The organism is Salinibacterium sp. NSLL17 (assembly GCF_015864935.1).
In the GTDB taxonomy this organism is placed as follows: Bacteria; Actinomycetota; Actinomycetes; order Actinomycetales; family Microbacteriaceae; genus Rhodoglobus.
The window spans coordinates 105,202-130,343 of sequence record NZ_JADYWH010000001.1; the positions used below are offsets into that span (position 1 = coordinate 105,202).

A 25,142-nucleotide genomic window follows, 5' to 3' on the forward strand; every position below is an offset into this window, starting at 1 on the left:
ATGAAGAAATGCTCAACAAGCCCGCAACCGACGCGCTCGACACTTCCGTTGTCGATGAAGACGTCGCCAGCGTGGTGTCCCTCAAGCCCGACCCGTCAGTTCTCAGCGCCATTGGACGCGGTCACTCTCTCAACAGTGCGATCGCGGACCTCATAGACAACTCGATCGATGCGGGAGCAGAACGCATCAGCATCCGTTTCATGGTCGATAGCGGTCTGGTTAAAAGCATACGTATCGCGGACGACGGCACGGGCATGAATAGCGATCAGCTCATAGACGCCATGACCCTCGGCAAACAGCGCAAATACGACGCGGACTCACTGGGCCACTTCGGTATGGGACTAAAAGCAGCATCAATGAGCCAGGGTGCCTGTCTGCGAGTGTTTACTAGTTGCGGCTACGAAGCAATGCACGGCGTACGCATGCTCCGCAATGATGTTGGCGGCAACTTCGACATCGAAGTCCTCACCGAGTCAGCCGCGTGGACTGGCTACCACCTCGGAACTCACCGTGGGATCCAATCAACCGGCACAGTTGTCGAATGGTCGATACTCGACGCTGTCTCCGTTGCTGCGGCTCCATCGGTTAGGCAGAAATGGCTTGACGGACTAATAAACGACCTCCGCGGTGAGCTGGGACTCACGTTTCACCGGCCTATCGCAGAAGGCGCGCTGCGCATAGAAATCGACGAGTTCGATATCGAATTCAGCGAGTCTGGTGCTCCACGAACCGTCGAATCGGTTGACCCCTTCGGCTTCAATCACTCAGGCCGAACCGGGTACCCGAAAACGATCGCTGCCGATCTGCCCGATGGAGGAGTGCTCTCCGCGAAATGTCACATTCTCCCGCCGAATTCGCAGGCACCTGCAGCCAAGCTCTTGGGCAAGCCGCGAATCGACGGTCAAGGCCTCTACATCTATCGCAACGGCAGAATGCTTCAAGCAGGTGGCTGGCATTCGCTCCTCCCCGATCATCGAACCGAGTCGCAGCTCGCCCGAGTGTCAATCGATATAAGCAAAGAGATGCTTAGTGCGATAGCCATCAATCCAGAGAAGCGCGGAGTGGTCCTCCGCCCTGAATTCATGCACGCCCTCGAAGCAGCAATAGCTGACGATGAGACAGATTTTCGGCAGTACCTAGAACACGCCCGCGAGACGATGCAAGCCGCAAACGTTAGGCGGGTCGGCCCGAAACCGATAACTGCGCTTGGAGCAGGCCTTTCCGACGCTACCCGCAGCCTCGTCCAAGAGATGCTGGTGTCGAGAGATGATTCAGAACCCGCGTCGATCCGTTGGCGGGTACTCGACGACGACCGACTATTCCAGTTCGACCATCGCCGGCGCACCCTGTGGATGAACGCTGGCTACCGCGCCGCGCTCACTGGAAGTGACGGGCTCTCGCTCTCGATTTACCTTCTGGTGGAAAAGCACTTCGCCAGCGAGCGACCTCAACAAAGCACGCTCGATCAGCTCGAAGCCTGGCAACGCGTCCTCGCGCTCACCACGATCGCCGAGATCGGCGCAAAAGCGTTCGACCCAACGGTCGCCGAACCAGACGACGCCGATGCCCTTCCTGTTTTTGCGGTGCCAGACGACAATTCAACGGTCAGCGAAGACGAGGCACAGGCGCCGGAAAGCGAAATGAGCGGCCCTGAATCTCACGGACAGCCGACTCCCGCGGATATTGATCGCGTCGTCTCCGCTCGGATCAAACGAGAAGTTGCCCAAGACGCGGAACAAGCAGCTCTTCAAGCCGCTAAAGATGAAGCGCGCAATGCGCGGTATGCGCGCGAGGCAGCCCGAGGCGAGCTAACGGACGACGGCGAAAGAATGCAGTTGATTCCCAATGTGCTCGGAGCATCAGACGATCTCGTCCTCGATCTGCGACAACGCCTTAATGACTTTCCTCTTCTCAGCGCTGACCAGGAAGTGTCACTCGCAAAAGAAATCGAAGCGGGCCTCTTCGCTCAAGAACAATTGGACCTGCTCGATAGACGCGAACAACGTTCACCATTGGGTCGTGAGTTCCAATGGGTCGCCAAAAATGGTGAAAAGGCATTTGCCCGGTTCGCCGCGTCCAACTACCGTTTGGTGTTTTCAATTGCACGCCGCTATGTCAATCATGGTTTGGACTATGCCGACCTCATTCAAGAGGGCGCGTTTGGACTGTTACGTGCGATACAGAAGTTCGATTACATGAAAGGGTTCAAGTTTTCCACCTATGCGACCTGGTGGGTCCGTCAGGCGATCACACGTGCCCTCGCCGATCAGGGCCGCACAATTCGCATCCCCGTCCACATGGTGGAGCAGCAAAGCAAACTGCGTCAAACGGCGCGCAGCTTCGAGCTTCAGAACGACCGTGAGCCGACCATTTCGGAACTCGCCGCTGCGGCCGAAGTCACAGAGCAAGAAGCAGCGAGCGCTCTAGGCTACGAATACTCGTTCTTTTCGATAGACAAGGAACTAGATCCCGGTGAGGGCTTCGGATCGTTCCACAACACTTTGATCGACGAGTCGGTCGCGCCCGTTGACCTGCTGATCCATGCTGAGTTCCGTGGCTCTATGAACAATGTGCTTAGCGCCCTGCCCAAGCGAGAAGCAACGACAATCCAGATGCGATTCGGCATCGGGGGTCAAGACCCCGCAACTCTTGATCACATTGGCGATATCTTCGGCGTAACTCGCGAACGCATCCGACAAATCGAGAAAAAGACAATGGAAAGTCTTCGTTCCAGTACAGAAGTTCGAGGCCACTTGGAGGACTTTCTCGACGCAGAACTTGATCGCGAGGGCAGCGACCTCCTCGAACCATTTCGCAGTCGGCCACGAGCGTTTGTCGCGACGCCTCCCGTCCCCCTCGGAAAAGGACCTTCCTCGCAGGCCGCAGCACGTATCGAAGCACCCGAGCCAGAGGCCCCCGATCAACAGGTCCCGATCGAGCTCGGCAGCGACGCGCACATCGTCGACCTTTACCGTCAGGGCTGGTCCCTCGCCGCAATCGAGGCCGAAGCCGAAGTCGATATCCGCTACGTAGCTACGCGTCTCAGCAAAGTAGTACTCGCCCTAAACGGCGCAATCGACGATGAGTCCTTAGCTCCCCGCCATGGGCTCGCATGGGAACCTGCAGAGCGCGAGCGGATATTTAGTGCGTATCGAAAAGGTACTGGCGTCAGCCGCATAGCGCACGATCAAGGGCGCACTCAACTTGCAATTGCTTGGCAGCTCCTCGATAGCCCCCGCAGACCTGTAGTGCCAAGCAAGAAACTTGTCCGAAGGCTTCGCGGTGACCACGCAAGCCGCTTACGACCAGAAGACACTGGCGCCGGCTAGACTTGCGAAGTGCCCACGCTTTCCCCACCCACGCCTGTGCAATCGGAGACCCCAGCTATGGCGAACTCTGGGACTATTCGTCGACGCAAGAAAACGATCCGCGTGATCGATCTGTTCGCGGGCGCTGGCGGACTCACCGCAGGCTTCAAAAAGGCATCAGCTCGATACGAGACTGTACGCGCAGTGGAATGGGACACCGCAGCCGCTGCATCCTACGAAGCCACCTTTGGTCTAGACATTGTTTATTCGGGCAGCATCCAAGACTGGCTCAAAAGCGAGAAAGTTCCCCGAGCTGATCTGATCGTCGGAGGCCCCCCTTGCCAAGGCTTCTCGACCTTGGGTAAGCAGGACGCTGAGGACGATCGAAACTCGCTCTGGGAGCAGTACGTCCAAACGATCCTCCGCGCAAAACCCAAGTATTTTGTCGTCGAGAATGTGGCGGCTTTTGCTAAATCATCTCAGTACGATCAATTTCTCGCCGAAACCTCCGAGGGCGGAGCCCTCGAGAATTACACGTTCCAGCACAGAGTGCTCAACGCTGCCGACTATGGAGCGCCTCAAGCGCGAAAACGCGCTGTAATTATCGGTCATCTCAAGACTCTTCCGTTCCCAGGGTTTCCAACTCCGACCCACGCTGGAAGGCATGTGCCCGTAAAGAGCGTGCTAGCGAACGTCTCAGCATCAGTCGTGACAACTGCCATGAGCCCAGGACGCTCGACCTCTTTCAACGACAAGAATCTCGCAGGCCCCTTCACGCCCGCAGAGATGCACGTCGGGCGCGCCTACACCGAACTCTCGCTCGCCCGTTTTGCAGCCATCCCTGAAAACGGCAACAGGTTTGACCTCGCAAAGAACCGCCCCGACCTTCTGCCTGAGTGCTGGAAAAACCATACGACCGGCTCCGGTGACGTGATGGGCCGACTCAACTGGGACAAACCGTCAGTGACGATTCGCACCGAGTTCTTCAAGCCAGAAAAGGGGCGCTATTTGCACCCCACCGAGCACCGCGCGATCACCCACTACGAGGCCGCCCTCATCCAGGGTTTCCCTGCAGACCACAAGTTTGTCGGGTCCAAGACGGCGATTGCGCGGCAAATCGGAAACGCGGTCCCGATTCCCCTAGGCGAAGCCATTGCGCGCCAACTGGAGCCGTACCTGTAGCAAAGAAAAAGCCCGACACGTCTGCCGCGAAACGATCGCAAATACGGATCGAAGCTCGACTGACGAAACCGCGTGCCCGAGGTCAATCAGCGACGTGTGGCGGGGTTCAACGTTTAGCTATTGTGAGTCACCTTGATCGATAAACGCCGGACTAGGAGTGCCCTGATGATGCAGCGCTACTTCGCCGCGCGTTCGCATGTTTCGTGAAGTGACGCTCAATTCGACGCTTACGCATCCCTTAGCACCTCCACAGTCACCGCAACCTCGAAGCTGCCGGGCTCGATGTCAAGCCAGAGGCCAATTATTTCTCGAGCTACATTTTCGATCTCTGTCGCGCTCTTGGCTTGACCCACGGCTTCCAGTTCGGGCACTTTGATGGACCACCATCATCCGTTTTGATGCGCGGTGACTCCATATGATTGTCGAGTTGCCATAGGCATTCTCCTATCGTCACACTCGCGTAGCCCGAGCGGCATGACCTGGGGTTGGGGCTTTTGCCGTTCAACCCACAGATCGTAGCTGGTCTGCATTCCGAGCCATAGCTCGGCGCTCGTGCCAAGAAGTATCCCGAGGCGAACAGCCATATCCGCGCTCACTGACGCGTGCCCATTCCGGATGCGCGACAGCGTGGCCCTCGTGACGCCCAAACGTCGAGCGGCTTCCGCAATGCTGATGTCACCGAGATAGTCCTCGAGAAGGACGCCGGGGTGGGGAGGGTTATACATGCTCAATGTCCTGCTCCTTCTAGTGATAGTCGAGGTAGTCAACGAGGTATACGTCTGTGCGCTCGAATGTGAAAACCACACGCCAATTGCCGCTGTAGTTTCTTCGCGTGATCCGGTCGGATCCCTGATTTCTTGCCGCTCACAAAGAATGCTTCGAGGCCCTTGTGGCGAAACGACTTGATCACGCCATAAGTGTATTGTCACACTATACGTATAGCAAGGGCATACGGTCTCGCCGTCAGGCGTCCGTTACCCTCCCTGCGGCGTCACGCCTTGATAACCGACAGCACATTCCCGGCAGGATCCTTGAACCACGCAATCTCCGGCCCGTGCCCGCGCATGATGCCTTTCGCGTCAGTGCCGAGGTCGCCCATGAGGTCGCCGTCGCCATAGATCTTGGTGACCACGCCACGCTCGTTGAGCGCATCGACGGCAGCTTCGACATCCTCCACCGCAAAGTTCAGGATGGTGAAGCTCGCCGGTTCGTGGTTCTCCTTGGGGTAGATGGTCACTTCGGCGCCGCCGGGGAGCGTGAGGCGCAGCGTGCCCATTCCGCCATCGGCGACTGCGAGGCCGAGGCTGTCACGGTAGAAGGCTGCAGCGGCTTCCAGATCGTTGACGCTGAATCCAGAGAATGCATCTTTCGGAGCAAACATCGTGTTCCGCCCTCTCTTTGCTAGTCCTGCTTGGCCTCAAGTTTTGCTGCGCGCATGCGTCCCGTCAATAGTGCGACCGCCAGCAGAATTACCGAGACCACCGCAATAGCCACGGCTACGCCGATAGTGCCGATGGCGGATGCTGCCAGCGGCAGCGCCAGCATCACGAGTACCGCAACGACGGTTGCCGATCGCGGAATCGACACCCGCTCCACCATGGGCGCGTGCAACAGCCACAGCAGCAGAACGAAGAGCGCGACGGGCAGCGCCAGTGAGTAGCCGACCACGAGCTCGCTCGACTCGAGGTCTGTCGTGACGGATCGCACCGCCACTTCAATGCCGGTTCCGACGGCGGCGAGCGCCGCAAACAAGAAGTAGTGACCGTAGTTCCAAAACAGGTAGCGATCGCGCCTGTTTTCTAGGCCCTCGGCGGCGGGTTCAGAGAAGTACAGCCACCACAGCGCGAACAGCAGCACGAGCCCAGCAACCGACGCCACGATGAGCGACGGCGACAGACCCTCCTCGAGCGCCTCCTGCACCGCGAACGTCGAGGCGAGCACGCTTTCGCCGAGCACCAAAATCGTGAACTTTCCATAGCGCTCCGCGATGTGGTGCGGATGCCAGGACAGTCGCTGTGCACGATCAGCCCAGAGCGGCACGGCCAGTTCGGCGAGCACGATGATGACGAACGACACCATGGCCAGCTCGGCGGGAAGCAGCAGCCGCAACAACCAGCCAACCTGCACGACCCCAATACCGAGCGCGTAACGGCCAGCGGTCGCGCGCGTTTCGGGATCATCTTTTACCGCGCGCAGCAGGGTCGCGATAAGCCCGATTCGCAAGATCAGGTATCCAGCGGTGACGGCCGCAAAGTTGCCGTCGTCGAAGGCCATGGGAATTCCGGCGGCGAGAACGAGGATGCCGCCCATCTGCAGCATGGTGAAGAGACGGTAGGGAACGTCATCCGTGTCGTACGCCGAGGCCAGCCATGTGAACTGATTCCACGCCCACCAGATGGAGAAGAAGACCATCAGGAACGGCGCGATGGCTTCGAAAGCATGCCCCACCTCGACGGCGTGCGTCAGCTGCCGCACGACCGAGGCGACCGCGACCACGAAGGTCAGGTCGAAGAGCAGCTCAAGGGGAGTCGTTTTGCGGTGCGGCTCGTCGATATCGCGAGCCACCACCCGCGAGCGCAGTGCGTTCATGCAACAACTTTACGCACCAGCATCCCCACTCGCCTGAATCCCGGCCCGCCAGAGGCGAGTACGATTTTGGCTATGCGTTGCGGCAGGAGTCGCAACGCCAAGCGCTGGCCCGACGGTGGGTACGAAGGGTTGAGTGGTTGTGGTTTCCTCTGACGTGAACGTGGCTCAGTCGCGCCGAGGTTCTCCGGCACAGCGGTCGCCCGTGCGGTGGCTGCCGTGGGTGAGCTTGGTCGTGGCTGCGGGCGTCCTCTCGGTGATGACCGCTCCGGGCCAGACCGCCGGAATCTCCGTCTTCACCGACCCCCTCATCGCTGAACTCGACGTCTCACGCACCGGCATCTCGATCAGTTACTTCTTCGGCACGATCGTTGGTGCCGCCGCGCAACCGTTCGTCGGCCGCGCCCTCGACCGCTTCGGCGCCCGCTACGTCACCATCGTCATCGGCGCCCTGTTCGCAAGTGTGCTGCTTGGCCTGAGTTTCGTCGACGGCATCGCTGGTCTCACCGCCGGTTTCGTGGGGGTGCGGATGCTCGGCCAGGGCGCCCTCAGCCTCGCCGCCACCACGGCGGTCGCCCGCGCCATCACCCACCGCCGCGGACTGGCGCTGGGCATCACGGCCGCCATCGGATCCGCCGGAATCTCCCTCGCCCCCGTCGGTCTCGAACGGCTCATCTCGGCTGTCGGCATCCACGCCGCCTGGCGGTGGGAAGCCGCGATCGTGCTCGCCGTCGTCGTACCCCTCGCGTTCATCCTGCCGAAGCGCAGCCGAGTTGCCGCCCAGACCGAAGATCTCTCGACGGCGCAGATCGTCATCCAGAAAGAATCGTGGATGCTCGGCGAAGCAGCCCGCACCGGCATGTTCTGGGTCATCGCCTCCTCCCTCGCCGTCTCGGGCATGCTGAGCACCGGCCTCGCCTTCCACCAAATCGCGATCCTCGGCGAGCGCGGCCTCACCCCATTCGAAGCGGCCGCCAACTTTCTGCCGCAAACCGTCACCGGCATCGCGGCAACCCTGATTGTCGGAGCGTTCGTCGACCGCGTGAGCCCCAAGCTGTTCGTGATCTTCTCGATGCTCACGCTCGCCGGCTCACTGCTGTTGCTCTCCGTCGTCGGCCCTGACGGCACAGCCATTCTCTACGGTCTCGTTCTCGGCGCTGCCGGCGGAAGCCTGCGCGGGATGGAAGCGGCAGCCTACGTGCGCTACTACGGCACCGCCCACATCGGCTCCATTCGCGGCGTCACGACCGCGATCGCCCTGGGCTCCACGGCTCTCGGCCCGATCGCCCTCGCCCTTGCCGTCGACGTCAGCGGTAACTTCACTGAGCCGGCCGTGTGGTTTGCGAGCCTGCCGATAGCCGTCGCAGTGCTCGCACTCTTCGTGCGCCCACCGCAGCGCCGCGCGAGAATAGACCTATGAGCACTAGCAACCGCCTCAGCGACCTCGGCATGAAACTCATGAACGGCGTGCACCGCGCGATCCTTGCCGTATCGGGCGGTCGCCTGGGCTGGACTCTGGGCGGCATGCCCTCACTTGAGCTTCACACCACGGGTCGGGTGTCGGGCATCCGCCGGTCAACGATGCTGACTGCTCCCGTGCACGGCAAAGGCCGCTGGGTGATTGTCGCGTCAAAGGGCGGCGACGATCGCGACCCCCTCTGGTACCGCAACCTGCAAGCGGATCCGGATGCCGAACTCACCGTGCGCGGACGCACCATCCCCGTGCACACCCACACCGCGGATGCCGCAGAGAAGGCTGAGCTGTGGCCCCAGATTGTGGCCGCCAATTCGCGCTATGCCGAGTACCAGACCAAGACCGAGCGCGACATCCCCGTGGTGATCTGCGAAGAGCGCTAGCCCGCGCAGTACGGCAGCAAAAACACGAATGGCCCGCGCTCGAGTCGCAGGCCATTCGTTCTGTTCAGTGCGCCAGGCGCATCTCGCCGCTAGCGGCGAAGTTATCGGTACCGTGCCGCTAGCGGCGCAGTTCCAGGGTGCAGCACTTCACGCCGCCACCGCCGAGCAGCAGTTCGGAGAGGTCAACGCCGATGGGGTTGTAGCCGCGTTCCTTGAGCTGACGCTCGAAGTCTTTGGCGCGGGCAGCGATGACGACGTTGTAGCCGTCACTGTAGGAGTTAAGTCCGAGCACTGCCGCATCCTCTTCTGTAGCGAGGATGGCGTCGGGATACAGTGCACGGAGCTTTTCGAGAGAGGGCTCGTCGAACGCGCTCTCCAGGTAGGCGATGTTGGTTTCGTCGAGCTTCGCGATGGCGGTGTCGACGTGGTAAAAGCTGGGGTTAATGAGGTTGAGGGAGACAACGTTGCGGCCCGAAAGCTCTGCAAGCTCCCGGTGGCTTTCGACCGAGGTGCGGAAGCCCATGCCTGCAAGGATGTTGTCGCCGACAAGGAGGAAGTCGCCCTCACCCTCATTAACGTTCTCGGGGGAAGCAACGTCGAGGCCGTTGGCGCCGAACCACTCCATGTAGGCGGGGCCTTCTGCTTTGCGCTCGTCGTAGGTGAAGAGGGCGCCGTAGGCTTTGCCGTCGATCACGAAGCCGCCGTTCGCGGCGTAGACCATGTCGGGCAACCCGTCGATGGGGTCGATGAGTTCTACGGTGAAGCCGAGGTCAATGTAGGTGTCGTAGAGCGTCTGCCATTGCTTGACAGCGAGGCTGGTGTCTGTGGGATCGTTGGGATTCATCCACGGGTTGATGCTGTAGGTGACCGTAAAGAAGTCGGGACGGCACATCAGCACGGTCTTCGCGATGGCCTGGCGGGCAGGCGTGGTCGATGAGGTGTCAGTGATCGTCATAGCCCCAGTGTTTCACGCACCTATCCGCAATGTCTCGGCAATCTGCGCACTAATTCGGCGCAATCCCTAGCCACAGCACAACAATCCACCGTACTCTGGGGAGATGGACAAGCTGGACGCAGGAATCATCGACATGCTCCGCCTCAACGCCCGCGCAGGCTATGGAGATATAGGAGAAGCAGTGGGGCTTTCCGCCTCCGCAGTTAAACGTCGCGTCGACCGTCTCGTCGCCAACGGCACCATCCGCGGCTTCACCGTGCAGGTCGATCCCGCCGTCGACGGCTTGGGAACCGAAGCCTACGTCGAGCTCTTTTGCCGCGGCAACGTGGCTCCGCACGAACTCAAGCGAATCCTGAGCGCCATTCCCGAAGTGGTGGATGCCGGAACAGTCAGCGGATCGGCCGACGCTGTCGTCCACATGCGCTCGCGCGACATCCACTCGCTTGAGATCGCTCTCGAGCGGCTGCGCACCGCCACGAACATCGACAACACCCGCAGCTCTATCGTGTTGTCGCGCCTGATTCACCGTCGTTACGAGTAGCAATCTGCCTCGTTGTCGTTCTTGGCGATCTCTTAGATTTGCGCCGTGAAATCGACTCAAAACGACGAAATCCGTTCCGTAACACGATCTTAACCATGTAAACCGTTGCGTCTCATCCGTTTTTCCGGTTGACTACACCCACAGTCGCGAATAAGTTTTCGCGATCTTGGAGGTACGTAGCGTCGTGACAGAGTCATCCCAGAACACAGCCCCCGCCGGTTCAGCCGCAGTGGGTTCCAGTGCACAAACGACGAATGCTAGCGAGCCTGAGGGTTCCGTCGTCCTCGAGGGTGTGACCAAGAAGTTTGGTGGCGCTGTCGCTGTCGACAACATCAGCTTGCACGTGCGTCCGGGAGAGTTCCTCTCCTTGCTCGGCCCTTCCGGTTGCGGAAAGACAACAACCTTGCGCATGCTCGCCGGCTTCGAAGAGCCGACCTCGGGCAGCATCCGCATCTCTGGTCAGGATGTTGTGGGCATTCCTCCCCACAAGCGCAACGTCAACACGGTGTTCCAGGCCTACGCTCTCTTCCCGCACATGAGCGTTGCCGAGAACGTGGCCTACGGGCTTCGCCAAAAGGGCACCCCCAAGTCTGAAATCCGCGAACGCGTTACCGAGTCACTTGATCTCGTGCAGATGCGCTCATTCGCCGATCGCAAGCCCACCCAGCTTTCGGGTGGCCAGCAGCAGCGCATCGCGTTGGCCCGGGCCCTCATCAATCGCCCTGCCGTTCTCCTTCTCGATGAGCCGCTGGGTGCCCTCGACCGCCAGTTGCGCGAAGAAATGCAGATCGAGCTCAAGCTTCTGCAGTCGCGCCTCGGCATCACCTTCATCTTTGTCACGCACGATCAGGGCGAAGCACTCTCGATGAGTGACCGCATCGCGATCATGCGCAAGGGACGCATCGAGCAGTTGGATGACGCGGACTCGATCTACGATTCGCCCGCGAGCGCCTATGTTGCCGGCTTCATTGGCCAACAGAACTTCATCCCGGGCACGATGACAAGCAGCCTCACCGTTATGGAATCGCCGTTCGGCATTATTCATGCGGCCGAGCCGCACGACGACGTTGACCCCGGGATGGCAGCGCAGGCAGCCGTGCGACCCGAGGCTGTCTCCGTGGCGCTCGCCTCGGCATCCGCAAGCTCAGCCCCCACGGCAGAGAATCAGATTCCGGGCACCGTTATTGGTGTCTCGCACCAGGGCGAGACGTTGCAGTTTCTCGTCTCTATTGGTGAAGACCAGACGTTGCTGTCGCGGGTTCCGCGCCCGAATGCGCCCCGACTGGCGATTGGTGACTCCGTGCTCTGCACGTGGGACACCGCATCCGTTCATGTTTTCCCGAGTGAGCAGGCGACTCAGGCTCAGGCCGACATTGCTCGTGCGGTCTCCAACCCAGCACCACCAACCAGTTCAATTTCCCTTTAGAAGGAGCAGCCCGATGTCCCACGAAACTCCCATTCGCATTCTTGCGTCAACGTCAGCAACGAAGATCATCAAGAGCCAGTTGAACCGCCGCCGTTTCCTCGCGCTTTCTGGCGCGGCAGCGAGCGCTGCGGCACTCGCGGCCTGCAGCACCGATTCAGGATCTAGCTCTTCGCCGCAGGCGACCGGTGGCGCACTCGAGGGTTCGCTCTCGGTCTACAGCTGGGGCGACTACGACGACCCCGACCTGGTCACCGAGTACACCGACGAGCTCGGCCCCACGGTCACGTTCGACGCCTTCAACTCGAATGAAGAGCTCATCTCCAAGCTTGTCGCTGCACGAGGCACGAGTGGCTACGACATCGTCGTTCCCACCGGCCCGTTCATCCCGCAGATGATCGAGAACGGCTTGCTCAGCAAGCTCAACCTCGACCTCATCCCGAATATCGCTGACATGGATCCCGACTTCCTTGGTCGCGACTGGGACCCCAACAACGAGTACTCCATCTGCAAGGCCTGGGGCACGACTGGTTTCGTTTACGACAAGACCAAGATCACTCGCGAACTCACCAACTGGGCTGACTTCATCGACGCAGCCCAGAACGAGGCCAGTGGCAAGACCTCGGTGCTCGACGACCCCGCTCCCCTGCTCGGTATCTACTACTGGGCTAACGGAATCGACTGGAACACCACCGACGAGGCCGACCTTGCCGCCGCGGAAGAGTTCCTGACCACTCAGCTGGCCCCGCACATCTCCGCTTTCGACTCCTACCCCGGTGGAGCCGCTATTCCGCAGGCGCAGCACATGCTCATGCAGTCGTGGAACGGTGATGCTCGCATCGGCATCATGGAGAGCGACGACCCCGACCGCTGGCAGTGGGTTCTCGGTTCGCCTGACACGGAACTGTGGATGGATAACTGGGCTATCGCTGAGGGTGCACCCAACCCTGAAGCGGCTCACGCCTTCATTAACTACGTGCTCACACCAGAGGCATCGTTGCGCGAACTCGACTACATCGGCTACCACACCGGAGGAACTGGCATCGAGGACACAGCGCGTTCCGAGGGCCTCGAAATGCTCGACCTCGTGTTCTTCGATGAGGCCCAGATCAGCACCATGCACACTCAAGCCATCGGCGAGGCACAGCAGCGCATCGTTGAAATTTGGGACAAGACGAAGGCGTCGGCCGGCGCCTAACCCGCGACCATCCGGAATTTACTATGACCACTACCGTTGAAGGCCGAACGGCCCCACCGCGAAAGGCGCCCTCGAAGCGCCCTCGCTGGTTGAAGCTGCCCAGCTTTGCCCTCGCCATCCCGGCGTGGGCTTGGCTGTTCGCCTTCTTCGTTGCGCCCGTCGCGCTCGTGGTCTGGTTTAGTTTCGGATACAAGCCGGGCATTTTCGGAACCCACGCCAACGACGTGCTGTCTTTTGACCGCTACGCCGAGGCGTTGTCTCCGACGTTCTTCACAACGTTCCAGAACACACTGTGGGTGGGGGTGGTCGGCACCCTGATATGCCTGGCCATCTCCATCCCGTTTGCGTATTGGCTCGCCTTTAAGGCTCCGGTCGCACGACGTGGCATCCTGCTCGCGATGGTCATGATTCCGTTCTGGACGAACTTCCTGGTTCGCACCATCGGATGGCAGATCATCCTGGCGCCGAGTGGAATCCTTTCGGACGCCCTTCAGTCGATCGGCATGCTGAACGAGCCCCTCGAAATTCTTTACACCCGCACCGCCGTGCTGATCGGTGTGGTCTACAACTACTTGCCGCTCATGATCCTGCCCATGTTTGTGGCATTCGACCGCGTATCGCTCCCGATGCGTGAAGCGAGCAAAGATCTTGGTGCTGGCCGCTGGTCGACCTTCATGAACGTGACCCTGCCGTTGGCCAAGCCGGGCATCATCGTCGGCATCCTGCTCGTGTACATCCCACTCATGGGTGACTACATCACGGCAACGGTGCTCGGTGGAGCAAAGGGAAACATGGCGGGCCAAATGGTCGCTAACCAGTTCCAGACCGCTCAGAACTGGGCGCTCGGATCAGCAATGGCTGTTGTGCTCGTGCTCACGATTCTCACCACGGTGGGGATCGCCGCGCTTGTCACGTGGCTTGCGGCATGGCCCCTGCGCGCCAATCAAAAACTCGTGTTGGGAGACAAGTCATGAAGCGACTCGCCCTGACAGATATTTCGCTCAAAGTATGGGCCGTGATCGTCTTCGCGTTCCTCTTTGCGCCCATCGCCGTCATCATCATCTACTCGTTCAACGAGGGCCGCCTTTTGGTCTCGTGGGATCAGTTCGGTTTCGGCTCGTTCGCGGCGATCGTTACAAAACCAGCGATTACGGATGCCGTGCTGGTGTCGATCCAGACCGGTTTCATTGCGGCGCTCATTGCGACCGCTCTCGGAACAATGGCGGGCGTTGCACTGGCTCGTCGGGCCGGCAAGTGGGCACCCGCGTTCCTTATTCTGCTTGTGCTTGTCACCGTCACCCCTGAAATCGTGGATGCCGTTTCACTCTTGCCGTGGATGGTCTTCCTCGGTCAAGATGTCGGCCTCAGCATCTTCGACAACGGAATCGTGCGACTCGTCGTTGGTCACTCCCTGTTCGCAACCGCTGTTGTTGCCTACATTGTGCGCTCGCGCCTCGTCGGAATCGACGAGAGCTTGGAGGAGGCCGCTGCCGACCTTTACGCTCCCCCCTTCAAGCGCTTCACGCAGATCACTCTCCCGCTCGTGATGCCGGCTGTGCTCGCCGGTGGCCTTCTCTCGTTCACCCTCAGCCTCGACAACACGATCGTTTCGGCCTTCGTGCAGGTGTCGGGTTCAACCCCGTGGCCCGTCTACGTGCTGAGCGCTGTGCGCACCGGGCTCCGCCCCGAGATCGCGGCCGTCTCCACGATCATGCTGCTGCTCACGCTTGCGGCACTCGGTCTCGTTGCCTACGTCTTGCGTCGCGCTGGCGACTCGGCCACCGACATCGCCAAGACTGTGGGTGGCGGCTAGGTCGCTCCCCCGCTCCTGACCGCAGCAGTTCGAACGAACCAGAAGGTGCACGACCATGACGTTTGCTGACCTCGTTTTTACCGGTGGCCCCGTCTTCACGGCTACCGGCGATGAACCGTGCCGCGGAAGCGTGGCCGTGCGCGACGGCCGCATCATCGCTGTCAGCAGCGTCGACGCCGACATCCAGCCCTTCATCGGTCCCGCTACCGAGGTTGTTGACCTTGACGGCAAACTGCTGATCCCTGGATTTCAGGATGCCCACGTGCACGCCGTGTGGGGCGGGCTCGACCTCATCCGCTGTGATCTCTCCGGGGACTCGACGCGCGATGAGTATGTAGCGCGGCTGAAGAACTATGCAGCGGCGAACCCTGAGCTCGAGTGGATTTTGGGCGGTGGCTGGAACATGTCGGCCTTCCCCGGGGGCACGCCAACGGCATCCGATCTGGATCTGGCTGTTGCCGACCGACCCGCGTTCATCCCGAACCGCGACGGCCACGGCGCCTGGGTGAACTCGCGCGCGCTGGAGCTTGCCGGAATCACCGCCGCGACGCCCGACCCCGCCGATGGCCGCATCGAGCGCGACGCCGCCGGCAATCCCACCGGCACGCTGCACGAGGGCGCGATGTCGCTCGTGAACGCGCTGCTGCCCGAAACGTCGCCCGAGGATTACAGTCGCGCGCTTCTGATCGGCCAAGAGTATTTGCACTCCCTAGGCATCACCGCGTGGCAAGACGCCATCTTGGGCGGCTATGGGGATGCCGGCGATGCCACTCCCGCCTACATGGCGGCGGCCGAGTCGGGTGACCTGACCGCGCGCGTTGTCGGCGCTCTCTGGTGGGATCGCACGCGTGGGCCCGAACAGATTCCCGAACTTGTGATGCGCCGGGACAAGAACGCCACCGGTCGCTTCGCTGCGACGAGTGTGAAGATCATGCAAGACGGTGTTGCCGAGAACTTCACCGCCGCGATGCTCGAGCCCTACCTCGATGGTTGCGGTCACCACACCGACAACTCCGGCATCTCGTTTGTGGATGCCGCCCAGCTCATCTCGAACGTCACTGAACTCGACGCCCTTGGCTTCCAAGTGCACTTCCACGCCATCGGCGACCGCGCCGTGCGCGAGTGCCTCGACGCGGTTGAGGCAGCGCGAGCGATCAACGGTCCCAACGACAACCGTCACCACATTGCGCACCTTCAGGTCGTGCATCCGGATGACATTCACCGCTTCGCTGAGATAGGCGTGACCGCCAACCTTCAGTCGTATTGGGCCGCGCTCGAGCCGCAGATGGTCGACTTGACCCTGCCGTTCTTGGGCGACCCGCGCAGTTCGTGGCAGTACCCGTGGGCCGACCTGCACCGCGCCGGAACGCACTTAGCGTCCGGCAGCGACTGGTCGGTGTCGAGCCCTGACCCGATGGCGGCCATCCACGTCGCCGTCAACCGCAGGGCAGCTCCCGGCCACGAAGAGGGCGACTACGACGCGTTCTTGCCCGAGCAGAGCATTGATCTGCTCACCGCGATGACCGCCTACACCGCCGGTTCAGCGTTCACCAACCACCTCGATGCGACGGGCACGATCGCGGTCGGCAAGCTTGCCGACCTGGTCGTTCTCGATCGCAACCCCTTCGCGGGTGCCACGGCCGACATCGGCCGCACCCGCACCGAGCAGACGTTCGTCGAAGGCGAGCGCGTGTACCGCGCGCCCGCCCAACCATAAAGCTCGCCGCCAGGCGAGAGAGGAAAGTGCCCCATGGGCAAGATAGTGTTCGAAAGAAATGTGCCAGCGGCATCCGTGATCAGCCACTCCCTTGAGGGCTCGATGCACAAGCCGTTCTGGATTGACGATGTGAAGGATGCCCGCACCTTCCCCGCGCTGGCCGGCGATGTAACCGCCGACCTCGCCATTGTGGGAGGAGGATATCTCGGCCTCTGGACAGCGGTGCTCGCCAAGCAACGCAACCCCGATGCTCGCGTTGTGCTGCTCGAAGCCCGCGAACTCGGCTGGGCAGCCTCGGGCCGCAACGGTGGCTTTTGCGAAGCGAGCCTCACCCACGGTGAAGAAAATGGCAAGACCCGCTGGCCGAAAGAGTACGACCAGCTTGACCGCCTTGGCCTGCAGAACCTCGACGAGATTGAGGCGAACGTCAAGGCCCTCAACCTCGATGTCGACTTCGAGCGCACGGGCTCGCTCGACCTTGCGATCGAAGAGCACGAGATCGAGTGGCTGAAAGAGGCAGAGACCAACGACGACACTGTCTTTCTCGACGAGGCTGCCATTCGGGCCCAGGTCAACTCGCCCACCTACCTCGCCGGCGTCTGGAACAAGCGCATCAACGCGCTTGTGCACCCCGCGAAGCTCGTTCGTGAACTGGCTCGAGTCGCAAGCGAACTCGGGGTCGAGATCTTTGAGCACTCTCCGGTGCGCGAGGTCGAGACATCCGGTGGCCCAACGGATGCCGCAGTCGTGCACACCAAGAAGGGTCGCGTTCACGCGGCCAGGGTTGCGCTCGCGACTAACGCTTTTCCGTCGTTGCTGAAGCGTGCGCGCCTGCACACGGTTCCCGTGTATGACTATGTACTCATGACGGAACCCTTGAGCCCCGAGCAACTCGCCTCGATTGGCTGGTCGAACCGCCAAGGTCTTGCCGACATGGCGAACCAGTTCCACTACTACCGCCTCAGCGCTGACAACCGCATTCTGTTCGGCGGATATGACGCGGTTTACCATTACGGCCGCAAGGTTCGCGATGAGTATGAGAATCGTCCGGAGAGCTTCGAGCGACTCGCGAGTCATTTCTTCACGACGTTCCCGCAGCTGGAGGGTCTCAAGTTCAGCCACCGCTGGGCTGGCGCCATCGATGCGTCGACTCAGTTCAGCGCGTTCTTCGGGCTCGCTCGCAACGGTCGCGTGGCGTACTCGGCTGGCTTCACGGGGCTCGGTGTCGGGGCGACTCGCTTCGCCGCTCAGGTGATGCTCGACAAGCTCGACGGTCTCACGACGGAGCGCACCGAGCTGGAGATGGTGAAGAAGATGCCGCTCCCGTTCCCACCCGAGCCGATTGCGTCCGTGGGCATTCAGGCCACGCGCTGGTCGCTCAATCGTGCCGACCACAACCAGGGTCGCCGCAACGTGATTCTCAAAACATTGGATGCGCTGGGGCTCGGTTTCGACTCCTAGCCAGGCGTTCGCGCGGCCGGTGCTTTCGCGGCTCCGGTCGCGCAACAACCCGCGCCGCGCGACCGCACCTGTCAGTCACCTGTAATAACTTGCACACTCCTGTGCAAGTTATTACAGTGGCGGAATGACCACTTCCGCTCCCCGTCGCCCGCGACAGGACGCAGTCGATAACCGCGCCGGCATTCTCAGTGCCGCCACCGCCGCTATTGCCCACGACCCCCAAGCGTCGATCAACACCATCGCCCGCAGCGCCGGGCTCTCTCGCCGCGCTCTGTACGGCCACTTCGCCGACCGCAACGCACTTCTCGCCGAGATCATCGATGCTGGCGCCGAACGTTTCAACCGCATCGCCCTCGACGTCACCGACACCGATGCTCAAGTCGCGCTTGCCCGCCTCACCTCACTGCTGTGGCAACAGGCCGCCCACGTGCAGGTTGCCGCCTCCATCGCCCTCGATGATGCTCACCTCGAAGCCACCGGAAAAGCGCTCGCGCCGCTACGGCATGCTGTTGCCGCCATCCTTCAGCGCGGCCAGAATGACGGCACGCTCCGCACCGACGTGGATGTCACCACCCTCGCCCGGCTCGTCGAAGAGGCTGCGCGCGCCGCCATCACTCGCGTCGATGCGTCTCTGCCCGAAGCCCGTTCCCTCGCGGTGCGCACCACGCTCAGCATGGCTGGGCTCTCGTGGCGCGAGACGGTAGCGCTGCTCGAGGCGCATCCCGATATTCTGGGTGCTCCGTCGGCTGACGGCGCTGCCCCTGCCGACGTCGCTCCGGCTGCTGGCGGCGCTGCTCCCGCTGCCGGCGATACTCCCGCCGCTGGGGCCAAACGCTGATGCGCGTCGAGTTGAGCGGAGTGACGAAGGGTCACGACGCCGAAGACTTGCCCGCGACATCCACCACTTATGAAAGTGGCACAGTGACGCTGGCGGTTGCCGAAACTGAACAGCGCCCGACCGTGCTTGGGCTCATCGCCTCTGGTCGCATGCGGCCAGACTCGGGCACCGTCACGATCGATGGTCGAGCGGATGCCCGTGCGCTCCGCCGCAGCGTCGCTCTCGTTGATGCGCCCGGAGTTTCTGACCCAGATGCTGGAGTGCCGCTCGTCGGTGTCGTCGCCGAAGAGCTCATGTTCGCTGGCCGTCGCGCCGACCCCCTCTCGGCCCGGCGCTGGCTCGATGAGGCCGGCTTTCGTTCCCTCGCCTCGACTGCGATAGCCGACATTGAGCCGATCACGAGACTGCGGGTGCTGTGCGAGCTAGCCGTACTGCGCCCCCACGTCGAAGCCCTCGTCGTGACCGCACCTGACCGCCACGGCGGTCAACCCCTCGACTGGTGGACCCTCTTGGGCGAATTTGCTGATCGTGGTCTCGCGGTTCTAGCGGTCGCCGGTCGCGCCTCCGAATGGGCCATTACCCACGCCGATGTGATCGAGCGTGCCGAATCTGCCGAAGCATCCCTGCGCAACAGCCTGGGCGCTTTCGACGAACGTAGCGCTGCCTGGGCCCAAAGTGGCGGCGGCGTAGGAGTAGACAACGTATGAAGGTTCCCGCAATGATCGCCGCTGAACTGCGGCGACTCACTTCGTCACGCATGGCGATGCTCGCTTTGCTCGCGCTCATGCTCGTGCCTGTGCTCTATGGCGGCGTGTACCTGTGGGCCAACCAAGACCCCTACGGCAGCTTTGCCGAAGTGCCGGTCGGGTTGGTTGTCAACGACGATGGTGTGCCCGCAGATGACGACGACGAGGCTGTGAACTACGGCCAGCAAGTCGCCGACGATCTACTCGAGGGCAATGACTTCGAGTGGCACGTGCTTTCCGCCGCCGACGCCGAGACGGCGCTGGCCGACGGCGATGTCGACTTCACGGTGACCATCCCGCACGATTTCTCAGATGCCCTCACCTCCATCGCAGACACCGATCCCCATCAGGCCGAGATCGACCTCGAAACTAACGATGCCAACAACTACTTGGCGTCCACGATCGGCAAACAGGCCGTCGAACAGATCCGGCGGTCGGTAGCGGAACTCGTGGGAGAAGAAGCGGCCGGCACTCTGCTGACGGCGATCTCTGACATCCGCTCGGAGCTGTCGGATGCCGCCGATGGTGCCTCCCAGCTTCTCGACGGTTCGCACGATGCTGTCTCTGGTGCAGGTGAACTGTCGGATGGCGCGAGCACTCTGACTTCGGGACTGACCGAGCTCAGCACCGCCACCGACACTCTCGCGAGCGGAGCCGACCAACTCTCCGCCGGAGCAGCGCAGGTCGCCGCCGGCAACACCGAGCTTGCGGGTTATGCCGATCGCGCGGGCACGGCCGCCCAAGACATCGCAGATGCCCTCCCCACCGCTCGCGCCGACCTCGTGACCGCGCTCACCGAGCAGGGGCTCGACGCGACCGAGATTGACGACGTGCTCTCGGCACTCGACCCGCTCAGTGATCGCATCGCGGCGGGCAACGGCACCGTGCAGTCCGCGGTGTCGCAGGTCGATGAACTTGCCGCCGGCGCGAACACGCTCGCGAGTAGTGCAGCTGAGCTCGCCTCGGGGGCGCAGCAGATCGCCACAGCGACCGGCTCCGCAACATCCGGAGCATCAACACTCAGTGATGGAGTGAGCACCCTCAGAGACGGCCTCGGCACTCTCGCCGACGGAACCGCCGAACTGCGCGATGGGCTCGCGAGCGGCGTCGAAGCTCTGCCCGATTCGAGCGAAGCGCTGCGTGCCCTTCAGGCCGAAACGATTGCTGACCCGGTCGCGGTCGAGACCAGCGCCGTGACGACCGCGGGCAACTATGGTGCTGGCCTTGCCCCGTTCTTCACGGCTCTGGCGGGCTGGATCGGCATCTACGCCCTCTTCCTCATCGTGAAGCCCGTCTCCAAGCGTGCCGTGACCGCCCTGCGATCACCGATTCGGGTGGCTCTGGCCGGCTGGCTCACCCCCGCCGTGCTCGGCGCGCTGCAAATGGTGGCGCTGTTCGGCATTCTCGCCATCGCTCTCGGCTTCAACTTCACGCATCCCCTCGGCACCCTCGGCGTGATGATCGCGGCAAGCTTCACTTACGCGGCCATCATTCTGGCCCTCAACATTTGGTTCGGCTCCGTCGGCCAATTCTTGGGGCTCGTGCTCATGGTGCTGCAACTCGTCACCGCCGGCGGCACCTTCCCGTGGCAAACCCTGCCCGCACCGCTGGCCGCCCTGCACCACGTGCTGCCGATGGGCTACGTCGTGGATGCCATGCGCCAGTTCATGTACGGCGGCGACATCGCCCGAGTCGGCACCGACGCTCTCGTGCTCGGCGCCTGGCTCGGTGGCGCGCTCATCCTTTCTGCCATCGGAGTGACACGCATGACCCACCGCCGTACCCTGCGCGATCTGCAGCCCAGTCTCATAGGCTGAGCCCATGACCGAACCCGCAGCACTCCTCAGCCCCGGCACGCCCCTCGCGGCGAGCGCCGTCCCCGTCGCCCACGAAGCCCTTGAGGCAGACGAGGTGGTTGAGGGCACTCCGACCGCGGGCTACGCCGTGCTCGACACCCTCGGCGACAGCGAGATCGGCGTCTGGGAAATGACGGTGGGCACCGCAACAGACACCGAGGTCGATGAGGTCTTTGTGGTGATTAGCGGGCGCGCCAGCATCCATTACGCTGCGGATGATCGCACCGTCGTTGTAGGCCCCGGCGATGTTGTGCGGCTCACCGAGGGCATGCAGACCACCTGGACGATCACCGAAACGCTGCGCAAGATCTACATCAGCTAGCTCGCGTGCGCCGCCGAGCACGGCTGCGTCGCGTACCGTAGGAGCATGATCACACGCCGGGAAGTTGCACTCCGCCTCGACATTCCTTTGGAAATGGCGAGACGGCATGACCTCCCGAATCGGATGTCGGATGCCGAGTTCGAAGAACTACAAGCCAACCCGCCAGCGTGGCTGGTTCAGTCTCGCGCCAACCGCACCGGCAAGCGCCCCGTCTGGGTGCAGCTCACCTGCACGGTCTGCGGCTTCACGGAGGCGGCTCGTCCCAAGAAGTGGTGGCCAGCATTCACGTATTTGACGTGCGATTGGCATGACGCGGCTGAGCTTCCCGCTCCCGCTGAGGGCGTGTTCCGCTCGGAGGTCGACGGCATTGGCAGTCGCTTCGTCGGCATCGTTGACGAGAAGGTTTAAGCCTCCGCTCCCGCCGTTCGCGCCGCGTCTCTGCGGACGCCGAACTACTTCTTCGGCAGCGGCTTGGCCGCCCCCGCGAGCACGAGCGCGACCACAATCGGCACTCCGATGGCGAGCAGCGCGAACCGGATTCCGACCACATCGCCGAGGAACCCCAGCAGTGGCGGCCCCGACAGAAATGCGACGTAGCCGATGGTGGCAACCACGGAGACTCGGGCCGCAGCACGCTTCGGGTCGTCGGCTGCTGCCGACATCCCCATGGGGAAAGCAAGGGCTGCACCGATCCCCCACAGGGCGACGCCGATCAGGGCGAGCCAGAGGGTGGGCGCGAAGACGAACACGGTGAGCCCGATCGCGGCGGCGGCCATGCTCCCGCGCAGCACAGGAACTCGACCAAACGCATCGATTACTTTTCCGCCGAAGAATCGCATTGCGGTCATCGCGAGGACGAAGGTGGCAAACATGAACGCGCCGTTGGCGTTGGTAACGCCGAGCCCATCGACGGCGGCTTTCGCAATCCAGTCGTTGCCGGCGCCTTCTGTGAGAGTTGCGCCGAGCACGACGACACCGATCAGCAGGGTGCGGTGGTCGCGCCACGCGCTCCGCACCTTCGGCGGGGCAGGCTCGCCCTCGGGCTGCTGCGGCTCCGGGATGCGCGGCAGAAAGTACTTCGGAAGCCACTGCGTTGCCGCAACCACGACGCCAGCGATCACGAGGAGGTGAGCCGGAAGCCCCACACCGATGTTCGCGAGCCCCGCGCCGATGATGGCGCCGACAAACGCACCCCCGCTAAACGCGGCGTGAAGTTGAGGCATGACAGTGCGCCCCAATTTGTGCTCGACGTCGGCGCCCTCGATGTTGATGGCAACATCCCAAAGACCAATACCGATGCCAAATACAAACAATGAAATTGCGGTGCCTATTGTCGTTGCCGCCGAGAGGGAAGCAGCAATGCCGATCCCTGCAAGTGCAGAAATGAGCCCCGCGAGCCGTACCGAATGCGCGATGCCAAGTTTGCCCGTGACCCAGCCGGCGGTCGGCAGCGCGACGAGTGATCCGACGGCAAGGCAGAGCAGCAAGCTACCCATCTGCCCAGGCGTGAGACCGAGAGTGTCAGTGACGGCGGGGATGCGCGCCGCCCAGCTGGCAAACACCAGACCATTGATGCCGAACACGATCACAGTTGCAGTGAGTGCGATCCTGAGTTGTGCCGCGGATGCGGTGGTGCTGGTGGTCATAGGGTCAATACTCCCAGTCCCGATCACCAGCTCAGTGCCACTGCAAGAATCGCACTCGTTTTCGCGTGCGACGCGTCATTCGCGCTACTGCGTAGTGATGGGTGTGGTGACGAGGTCGACAGCGCCAAAGGGGAACGGGAAGAAGAAGGTGCCCGTGCCGTCCCAGTCGGTGATCGGGATCATCCAGAACCAGATTTGGCTGATGAGCACCGAAGCGACGACGAGAATCGCGATGATCGCGGCGGCACGATCAAGGTAGCGCAGCGCGGACTCAACCGTGTGTGCCCGCCGGAGCACAAAGTTGAGGTTCACAACAACGATCGCGAAGATCGCCAGGAAGATCAAGCCACTTGGCTGCAACGTCAGCGAGATGCAGCTCGGATCCACCGCGCCTTCTGGGGTCGGGCAGTAGCCCCTGCTGCCGGTGGTGAAGATCGTATAAACCGCTGCGGCGATTCCCGCAGTCAGAATCAGTCGACGGATGCGCGCCACAATCGGTCGCGCCGGCACCATGCTTACGGCATCCGCCATTTCAGACTCCTCGATGCGCGACATGAGACTCCTTTGGTGGCCCGCGGTGATCCCTCTTAGGGTAATCATGAAGCCGAGAAAATGTCGAGCAAATCTGGCGTCTGCGCACAATGACGGCGAGCGGGTTGGACAGTCAGCCACACACCGGACATGTACTGAGTAGGAGCAACCCTACGAATCGGAGAATGTGATGGACAGAACAACCGAATTGCTCGACGCGAGCGCGCCTCGGCGCGAGCTGACCACGCCTGCCATCACTGCGGCGTTGAGCGATGTTGTGGAGTCGTCCACACGCTCACCGCGGTACTGCCGTCGAGGCCCAGCTTTCCGCGAGCGTACGGATGAGCTAACCCAGCTCGCGGAGCGCAGAAGTGCGGTCGCCGCCAGCATCGCCGGTGTTCACTGTCCCACCAAGTTCAATAATGACGGCGGATACCTCGTGCTCCGCCTTCGGGCAATGTTCAACGCCGCGCGGGATCACAAACAATTCGTTCGGGCCGAGCACAACGTCGCGGTCCCGCAGTTGGATGGTGAGCTCCCCTTCCACCACCAAAAACAGCTCATCTGTCTCGGGGTGGGAATGCCACACGAACTCGCCCTGCAACTTCACGATTTTCACGTCGTGGTCATTGACGCTTGCAACACGGTGCGGCTGCCAATGCTCAGAGATGCTGCCGAGGGCGGCGGTGAGATTGGATGCGGTGGTTGACATGCGCCCACCCTAGCGGGGCTGATCGGTGAGGAAAACCGCTCGGGACGACGCCGGCGAAACTTGGCTATGACCTTCGACGACACCAGGCAGGGCGAAGGCCCGGTGAACCAGCAGCCCCCAAAGTTCAGGTGTCGAGCATTGCGTGAGCTGAGTTTGCGGCCCGACGCTAGAGACTGCGGGGCGCCCACCAGCGCGCGCTACGACCATCAGCGGCACCCGCACTACTCGGTGTATTCGATCGCCACGAGAAGCTGGATGTTTTGCGAAAAGATGCCGTCCCACGCGCTCGTCGACCGCTGCGTGAGCGCCGTCACTCGAGCGTTGGGAAACTCTGCCAGCTGCTCGCGCAGCGCAGCCGCCGCGACCTCCATGTTGGTGCCGGGAACTTTGACGGTGATCAATTGGCGACCCGTGAAATCAGACATGCGCTCATGTTATGTGATCCTGCGC

Annotated in this window: 24 protein-coding genes; 16 read left to right on the forward strand and 8 right to left on the reverse strand. The window is 62.1% G+C overall.

Annotation, left to right across the window (positions count from 1 at the left end; translation table 11 throughout):
• Positions 1-8 precede the first annotated feature (8 nt).
• Both I6E51_RS00515 and I6E51_RS00520 read left to right on the forward strand, forming a co-directional pair.
• Complete coding sequence (locus tag I6E51_RS00515) at positions 9-3,329, forward strand: sigma-70 family RNA polymerase sigma factor (RefSeq protein ID WP_197109089.1); 3,321 nt, start codon at positions 9-11, stop codon at positions 3,327-3,329.
• A 57-nt stretch (positions 3,330-3,386) separates the two neighbouring features.
• Positions 3,387-4,490: a DNA cytosine methyltransferase gene (locus I6E51_RS00520; RefSeq protein ID WP_197109090.1), complete on the forward strand. Its 1,104-nt coding sequence runs from the start codon at positions 3,387-3,389 to the stop codon at positions 4,488-4,490.
• Positions 4,491-4,876: 386 nt separating this feature from the next.
• Here I6E51_RS00520 and I6E51_RS00525 read toward each other — a convergent pair whose 3' ends face one another.
• The 3 genes from I6E51_RS00525 to I6E51_RS00535 all read right to left on the reverse strand — a co-directional run bounded on the left by I6E51_RS00525 (position 4,877) and on the right by I6E51_RS00535 (position 7,079).
• Entirely contained in the window at positions 4,877-5,215 is a 339-nt protein-coding gene (locus tag I6E51_RS00525) for a HigA family addiction module antitoxin (protein ID WP_231599732.1), read from the reverse strand.
• Between the two features lie 266 nt (positions 5,216-5,481).
• Entirely contained in the window at positions 5,482-5,871 is a 390-nt protein-coding gene (locus I6E51_RS00530; RefSeq protein ID WP_197109092.1) for a VOC family protein, read from the reverse strand.
• Between the two features lie 20 nt (positions 5,872-5,891).
• Positions 5,892-7,079 (reverse strand): low temperature requirement protein A, encoded by a 1,188-nt coding sequence (locus I6E51_RS00535; RefSeq protein ID WP_197109093.1) that lies wholly within the window; start codon positions 7,077-7,079, stop codon positions 5,892-5,894.
• A gap of 139 nt (positions 7,080-7,218) precedes the next feature.
• Between I6E51_RS00535 and I6E51_RS00540 the strand changes: the two genes are divergently transcribed.
• Together I6E51_RS00540 and I6E51_RS00545 are read left to right on the forward strand one after the other, a co-directional pair.
• Entirely contained in the window at positions 7,219-8,496 is a 1,278-nt protein-coding gene (locus tag I6E51_RS00540) for an MFS transporter (RefSeq protein ID WP_307783734.1), read from the forward strand.
• Positions 8,493-8,933: a nitroreductase family deazaflavin-dependent oxidoreductase gene (locus tag I6E51_RS00545; RefSeq protein ID WP_197109095.1), complete on the forward strand. Its 441-nt coding sequence runs from the start codon at positions 8,493-8,495 to the stop codon at positions 8,931-8,933. The genes I6E51_RS00540 and I6E51_RS00545 overlap by 4 nt, the downstream gene beginning before the upstream one ends.
• A gap of 118 nt (positions 8,934-9,051) precedes the next feature.
• Here I6E51_RS00545 and ddaH read toward each other — a convergent pair whose 3' ends face one another.
• Complete coding sequence (ddaH, locus tag I6E51_RS00550; RefSeq protein ID WP_197106999.1) at positions 9,052-9,888, reverse strand: dimethylargininase; 837 nt, start codon at positions 9,886-9,888, stop codon at positions 9,052-9,054.
• Positions 9,889-9,991: 103 nt separating this feature from the next.
• Here ddaH and I6E51_RS00555 point away from each other — a divergent pair, with 103 nt between their 5' ends.
• The 12 genes from I6E51_RS00555 (at position 9,992) to I6E51_RS00610 (ending at position 22,211) form a co-directional block, all read left to right on the forward strand.
• The gene (locus tag I6E51_RS00555) at positions 9,992-10,429 is read left to right on the forward strand and encodes an Lrp/AsnC family transcriptional regulator (protein ID WP_197106998.1); all 438 of its coding nucleotides are present in this window, start codon (positions 9,992-9,994) and stop codon (positions 10,427-10,429) included.
• A gap of 184 nt (positions 10,430-10,613) precedes the next feature.
• A complete protein-coding gene (locus I6E51_RS00560; protein WP_307783737.1) occupies positions 10,614-11,855 on the forward strand; it encodes an ABC transporter ATP-binding protein in 1,242 nt (413 codons plus the stop codon).
• Between the two features lie 13 nt (positions 11,856-11,868).
• A complete protein-coding gene (locus I6E51_RS00565) occupies positions 11,869-13,050 on the forward strand; it encodes a spermidine/putrescine ABC transporter substrate-binding protein (RefSeq protein ID WP_197106996.1) in 1,182 nt (393 codons plus the stop codon).
• Between the two features lie 23 nt (positions 13,051-13,073).
• The gene (locus I6E51_RS00570) at positions 13,074-14,024 is read left to right on the forward strand and encodes an ABC transporter permease (RefSeq protein ID WP_231599610.1); all 951 of its coding nucleotides are present in this window, start codon (positions 13,074-13,076) and stop codon (positions 14,022-14,024) included.
• Positions 14,021-14,863, forward strand: a complete 843-nt coding sequence (locus I6E51_RS00575; RefSeq protein WP_197106995.1) for an ABC transporter permease — start codon at positions 14,021-14,023, stop codon at positions 14,861-14,863. The genes I6E51_RS00570 and I6E51_RS00575 overlap by 4 nt, the downstream gene beginning before the upstream one ends.
• Positions 14,864-14,918: 55 nt before the next feature.
• Positions 14,919-16,580 (forward strand): amidohydrolase, encoded by a 1,662-nt coding sequence (locus tag I6E51_RS00580; RefSeq protein WP_197109096.1) that lies wholly within the window; start codon positions 14,919-14,921, stop codon positions 16,578-16,580.
• 33 nt (positions 16,581-16,613) lie between these two features.
• Positions 16,614-18,041, forward strand: coding sequence for an FAD-binding oxidoreductase (locus I6E51_RS00585; RefSeq protein ID WP_197109097.1), 1,428 nt, complete (start codon positions 16,614-16,616; stop codon positions 18,039-18,041).
• Between the two features lie 124 nt (positions 18,042-18,165).
• Positions 18,166-18,879: a TetR/AcrR family transcriptional regulator gene (locus tag I6E51_RS00590; RefSeq protein ID WP_197109098.1), complete on the forward strand. Its 714-nt coding sequence runs from the start codon at positions 18,166-18,168 to the stop codon at positions 18,877-18,879.
• Between the two features lie 20 nt (positions 18,880-18,899).
• A complete protein-coding gene (locus I6E51_RS00595) occupies positions 18,900-19,586 on the forward strand; it encodes a hypothetical protein (protein ID WP_307783738.1) in 687 nt (228 codons plus the stop codon).
• Positions 19,583-21,442 carry a YhgE/Pip domain-containing protein gene (locus I6E51_RS00600; RefSeq protein WP_197109099.1) on the forward strand — a complete coding sequence of 620 codons (1,860 nt, stop codon included), beginning with the start codon at positions 19,583-19,585 and terminating at the stop codon, positions 21,440-21,442. Before I6E51_RS00595 ends, I6E51_RS00600 begins: the two co-directional genes overlap by 4 nt.
• Positions 21,443-21,446: 4 nt before the next feature.
• A complete protein-coding gene (locus I6E51_RS00605; RefSeq protein WP_197109100.1) occupies positions 21,447-21,803 on the forward strand; it encodes a cupin domain-containing protein in 357 nt (118 codons plus the stop codon).
• Between the two features lie 45 nt (positions 21,804-21,848).
• On the forward strand, positions 21,849-22,211 hold the full coding sequence (locus tag I6E51_RS00610) for a hypothetical protein (RefSeq protein ID WP_197109101.1): 363 nt from the start codon (positions 21,849-21,851) through the stop codon (positions 22,209-22,211).
• A 44-nt stretch (positions 22,212-22,255) separates the two neighbouring features.
• Here I6E51_RS00610 and I6E51_RS00615 read toward each other — a convergent pair whose 3' ends face one another.
• The 4 genes from I6E51_RS00615 to I6E51_RS00630 form a co-directional block, all read right to left on the reverse strand.
• Positions 22,256-23,449 carry an MFS transporter gene (locus I6E51_RS00615; RefSeq protein ID WP_197109102.1) on the reverse strand — a complete coding sequence of 398 codons (1,194 nt, stop codon included), beginning with the start codon at positions 23,447-23,449 and terminating at the stop codon, positions 22,256-22,258.
• Positions 23,450-23,533: 84 nt separating this feature from the next.
• Positions 23,534-24,004 carry a hypothetical protein gene (locus tag I6E51_RS00620; protein ID WP_197109103.1) on the reverse strand — a complete coding sequence of 157 codons (471 nt, stop codon included), beginning with the start codon at positions 24,002-24,004 and terminating at the stop codon, positions 23,534-23,536.
• 322 nt (positions 24,005-24,326) lie between these two features.
• Positions 24,327-24,692, reverse strand: coding sequence for a cupin domain-containing protein (locus I6E51_RS00625; RefSeq protein WP_197109104.1), 366 nt, complete (start codon positions 24,690-24,692; stop codon positions 24,327-24,329).
• Positions 24,693-24,913: 221 nt separating this feature from the next.
• Positions 24,914-25,117, reverse strand: a complete 204-nt coding sequence (locus I6E51_RS00630; protein WP_197109105.1) for a hypothetical protein — start codon at positions 25,115-25,117, stop codon at positions 24,914-24,916.
• Between the last annotated feature and the right edge of the window lie 25 nt (positions 25,118-25,142).

What these genes read in the sequence shown, in the direction of transcription:
- I6E51_RS00515 (WP_197109089.1), top strand. Translation starts at nt 9, where the DNA reads ATGCTCAACAAGCCCGCAACCGACGCGCTCGACACTTCCGTTGTCGAT.
- I6E51_RS00520 (WP_197109090.1), top strand. Translation starts at nt 3,387, where the DNA reads ATGGCGAACTCTGGGACTATTCGTCGACGCAAGAAAACGATCCGCGTG.
- I6E51_RS00525 (WP_231599732.1), bottom strand. Translation starts at nt 5,215, where the DNA reads ATGTATAACCCTCCCCACCCCGGCGTCCTTCTCGAGGACTATCTCGGT.
- I6E51_RS00530 (WP_197109092.1), bottom strand. Translation starts at nt 5,871, where the DNA reads ATGTTTGCTCCGAAAGATGCATTCTCTGGATTCAGCGTCAACGATCTG.
- I6E51_RS00535 (WP_197109093.1), bottom strand. Translation starts at nt 7,079, where the DNA reads ATGAACGCACTGCGCTCGCGGGTGGTGGCTCGCGATATCGACGAGCCG.
- I6E51_RS00545 (WP_197109095.1), top strand. Translation starts at nt 8,493, where the DNA reads ATGAGCACTAGCAACCGCCTCAGCGACCTCGGCATGAAACTCATGAAC.
- ddaH (WP_197106999.1), bottom strand. Translation starts at nt 9,888, where the DNA reads ATGACGATCACTGACACCTCATCGACCACGCCTGCCCGCCAGGCCATC.
- I6E51_RS00555 (WP_197106998.1), top strand. Translation starts at nt 9,992, where the DNA reads ATGGACAAGCTGGACGCAGGAATCATCGACATGCTCCGCCTCAACGCC.
- I6E51_RS00565 (WP_197106996.1), top strand. Translation starts at nt 11,869, where the DNA reads ATGTCCCACGAAACTCCCATTCGCATTCTTGCGTCAACGTCAGCAACG.
- I6E51_RS00570 (WP_231599610.1), top strand. Translation starts at nt 13,074, where the DNA reads ATGACCACTACCGTTGAAGGCCGAACGGCCCCACCGCGAAAGGCGCCC.
- I6E51_RS00575 (WP_197106995.1), top strand. Translation starts at nt 14,021, where the DNA reads ATGAAGCGACTCGCCCTGACAGATATTTCGCTCAAAGTATGGGCCGTG.
- I6E51_RS00580 (WP_197109096.1), top strand. Translation starts at nt 14,919, where the DNA reads ATGACGTTTGCTGACCTCGTTTTTACCGGTGGCCCCGTCTTCACGGCT.
- I6E51_RS00585 (WP_197109097.1), top strand. Translation starts at nt 16,614, where the DNA reads ATGGGCAAGATAGTGTTCGAAAGAAATGTGCCAGCGGCATCCGTGATC.
- I6E51_RS00590 (WP_197109098.1), top strand. Translation starts at nt 18,166, where the DNA reads ATGACCACTTCCGCTCCCCGTCGCCCGCGACAGGACGCAGTCGATAAC.
- I6E51_RS00600 (WP_197109099.1), top strand. Translation starts at nt 19,583, where the DNA reads ATGAAGGTTCCCGCAATGATCGCCGCTGAACTGCGGCGACTCACTTCG.
- I6E51_RS00605 (WP_197109100.1), top strand. Translation starts at nt 21,447, where the DNA reads ATGACCGAACCCGCAGCACTCCTCAGCCCCGGCACGCCCCTCGCGGCG.
- I6E51_RS00610 (WP_197109101.1), top strand. Translation starts at nt 21,849, where the DNA reads ATGATCACACGCCGGGAAGTTGCACTCCGCCTCGACATTCCTTTGGAA.
- I6E51_RS00615 (WP_197109102.1), bottom strand. Translation starts at nt 23,449, where the DNA reads ATGACCACCAGCACCACCGCATCCGCGGCACAACTCAGGATCGCACTC.
- I6E51_RS00620 (WP_197109103.1), bottom strand. Translation starts at nt 24,004, where the DNA reads ATGTCGCGCATCGAGGAGTCTGAAATGGCGGATGCCGTAAGCATGGTG.
- I6E51_RS00625 (WP_197109104.1), bottom strand. Translation starts at nt 24,692, where the DNA reads ATGTCAACCACCGCATCCAATCTCACCGCCGCCCTCGGCAGCATCTCT.
- I6E51_RS00630 (WP_197109105.1), bottom strand. Translation starts at nt 25,117, where the DNA reads ATGTCTGATTTCACGGGTCGCCAATTGATCACCGTCAAAGTTCCCGGC.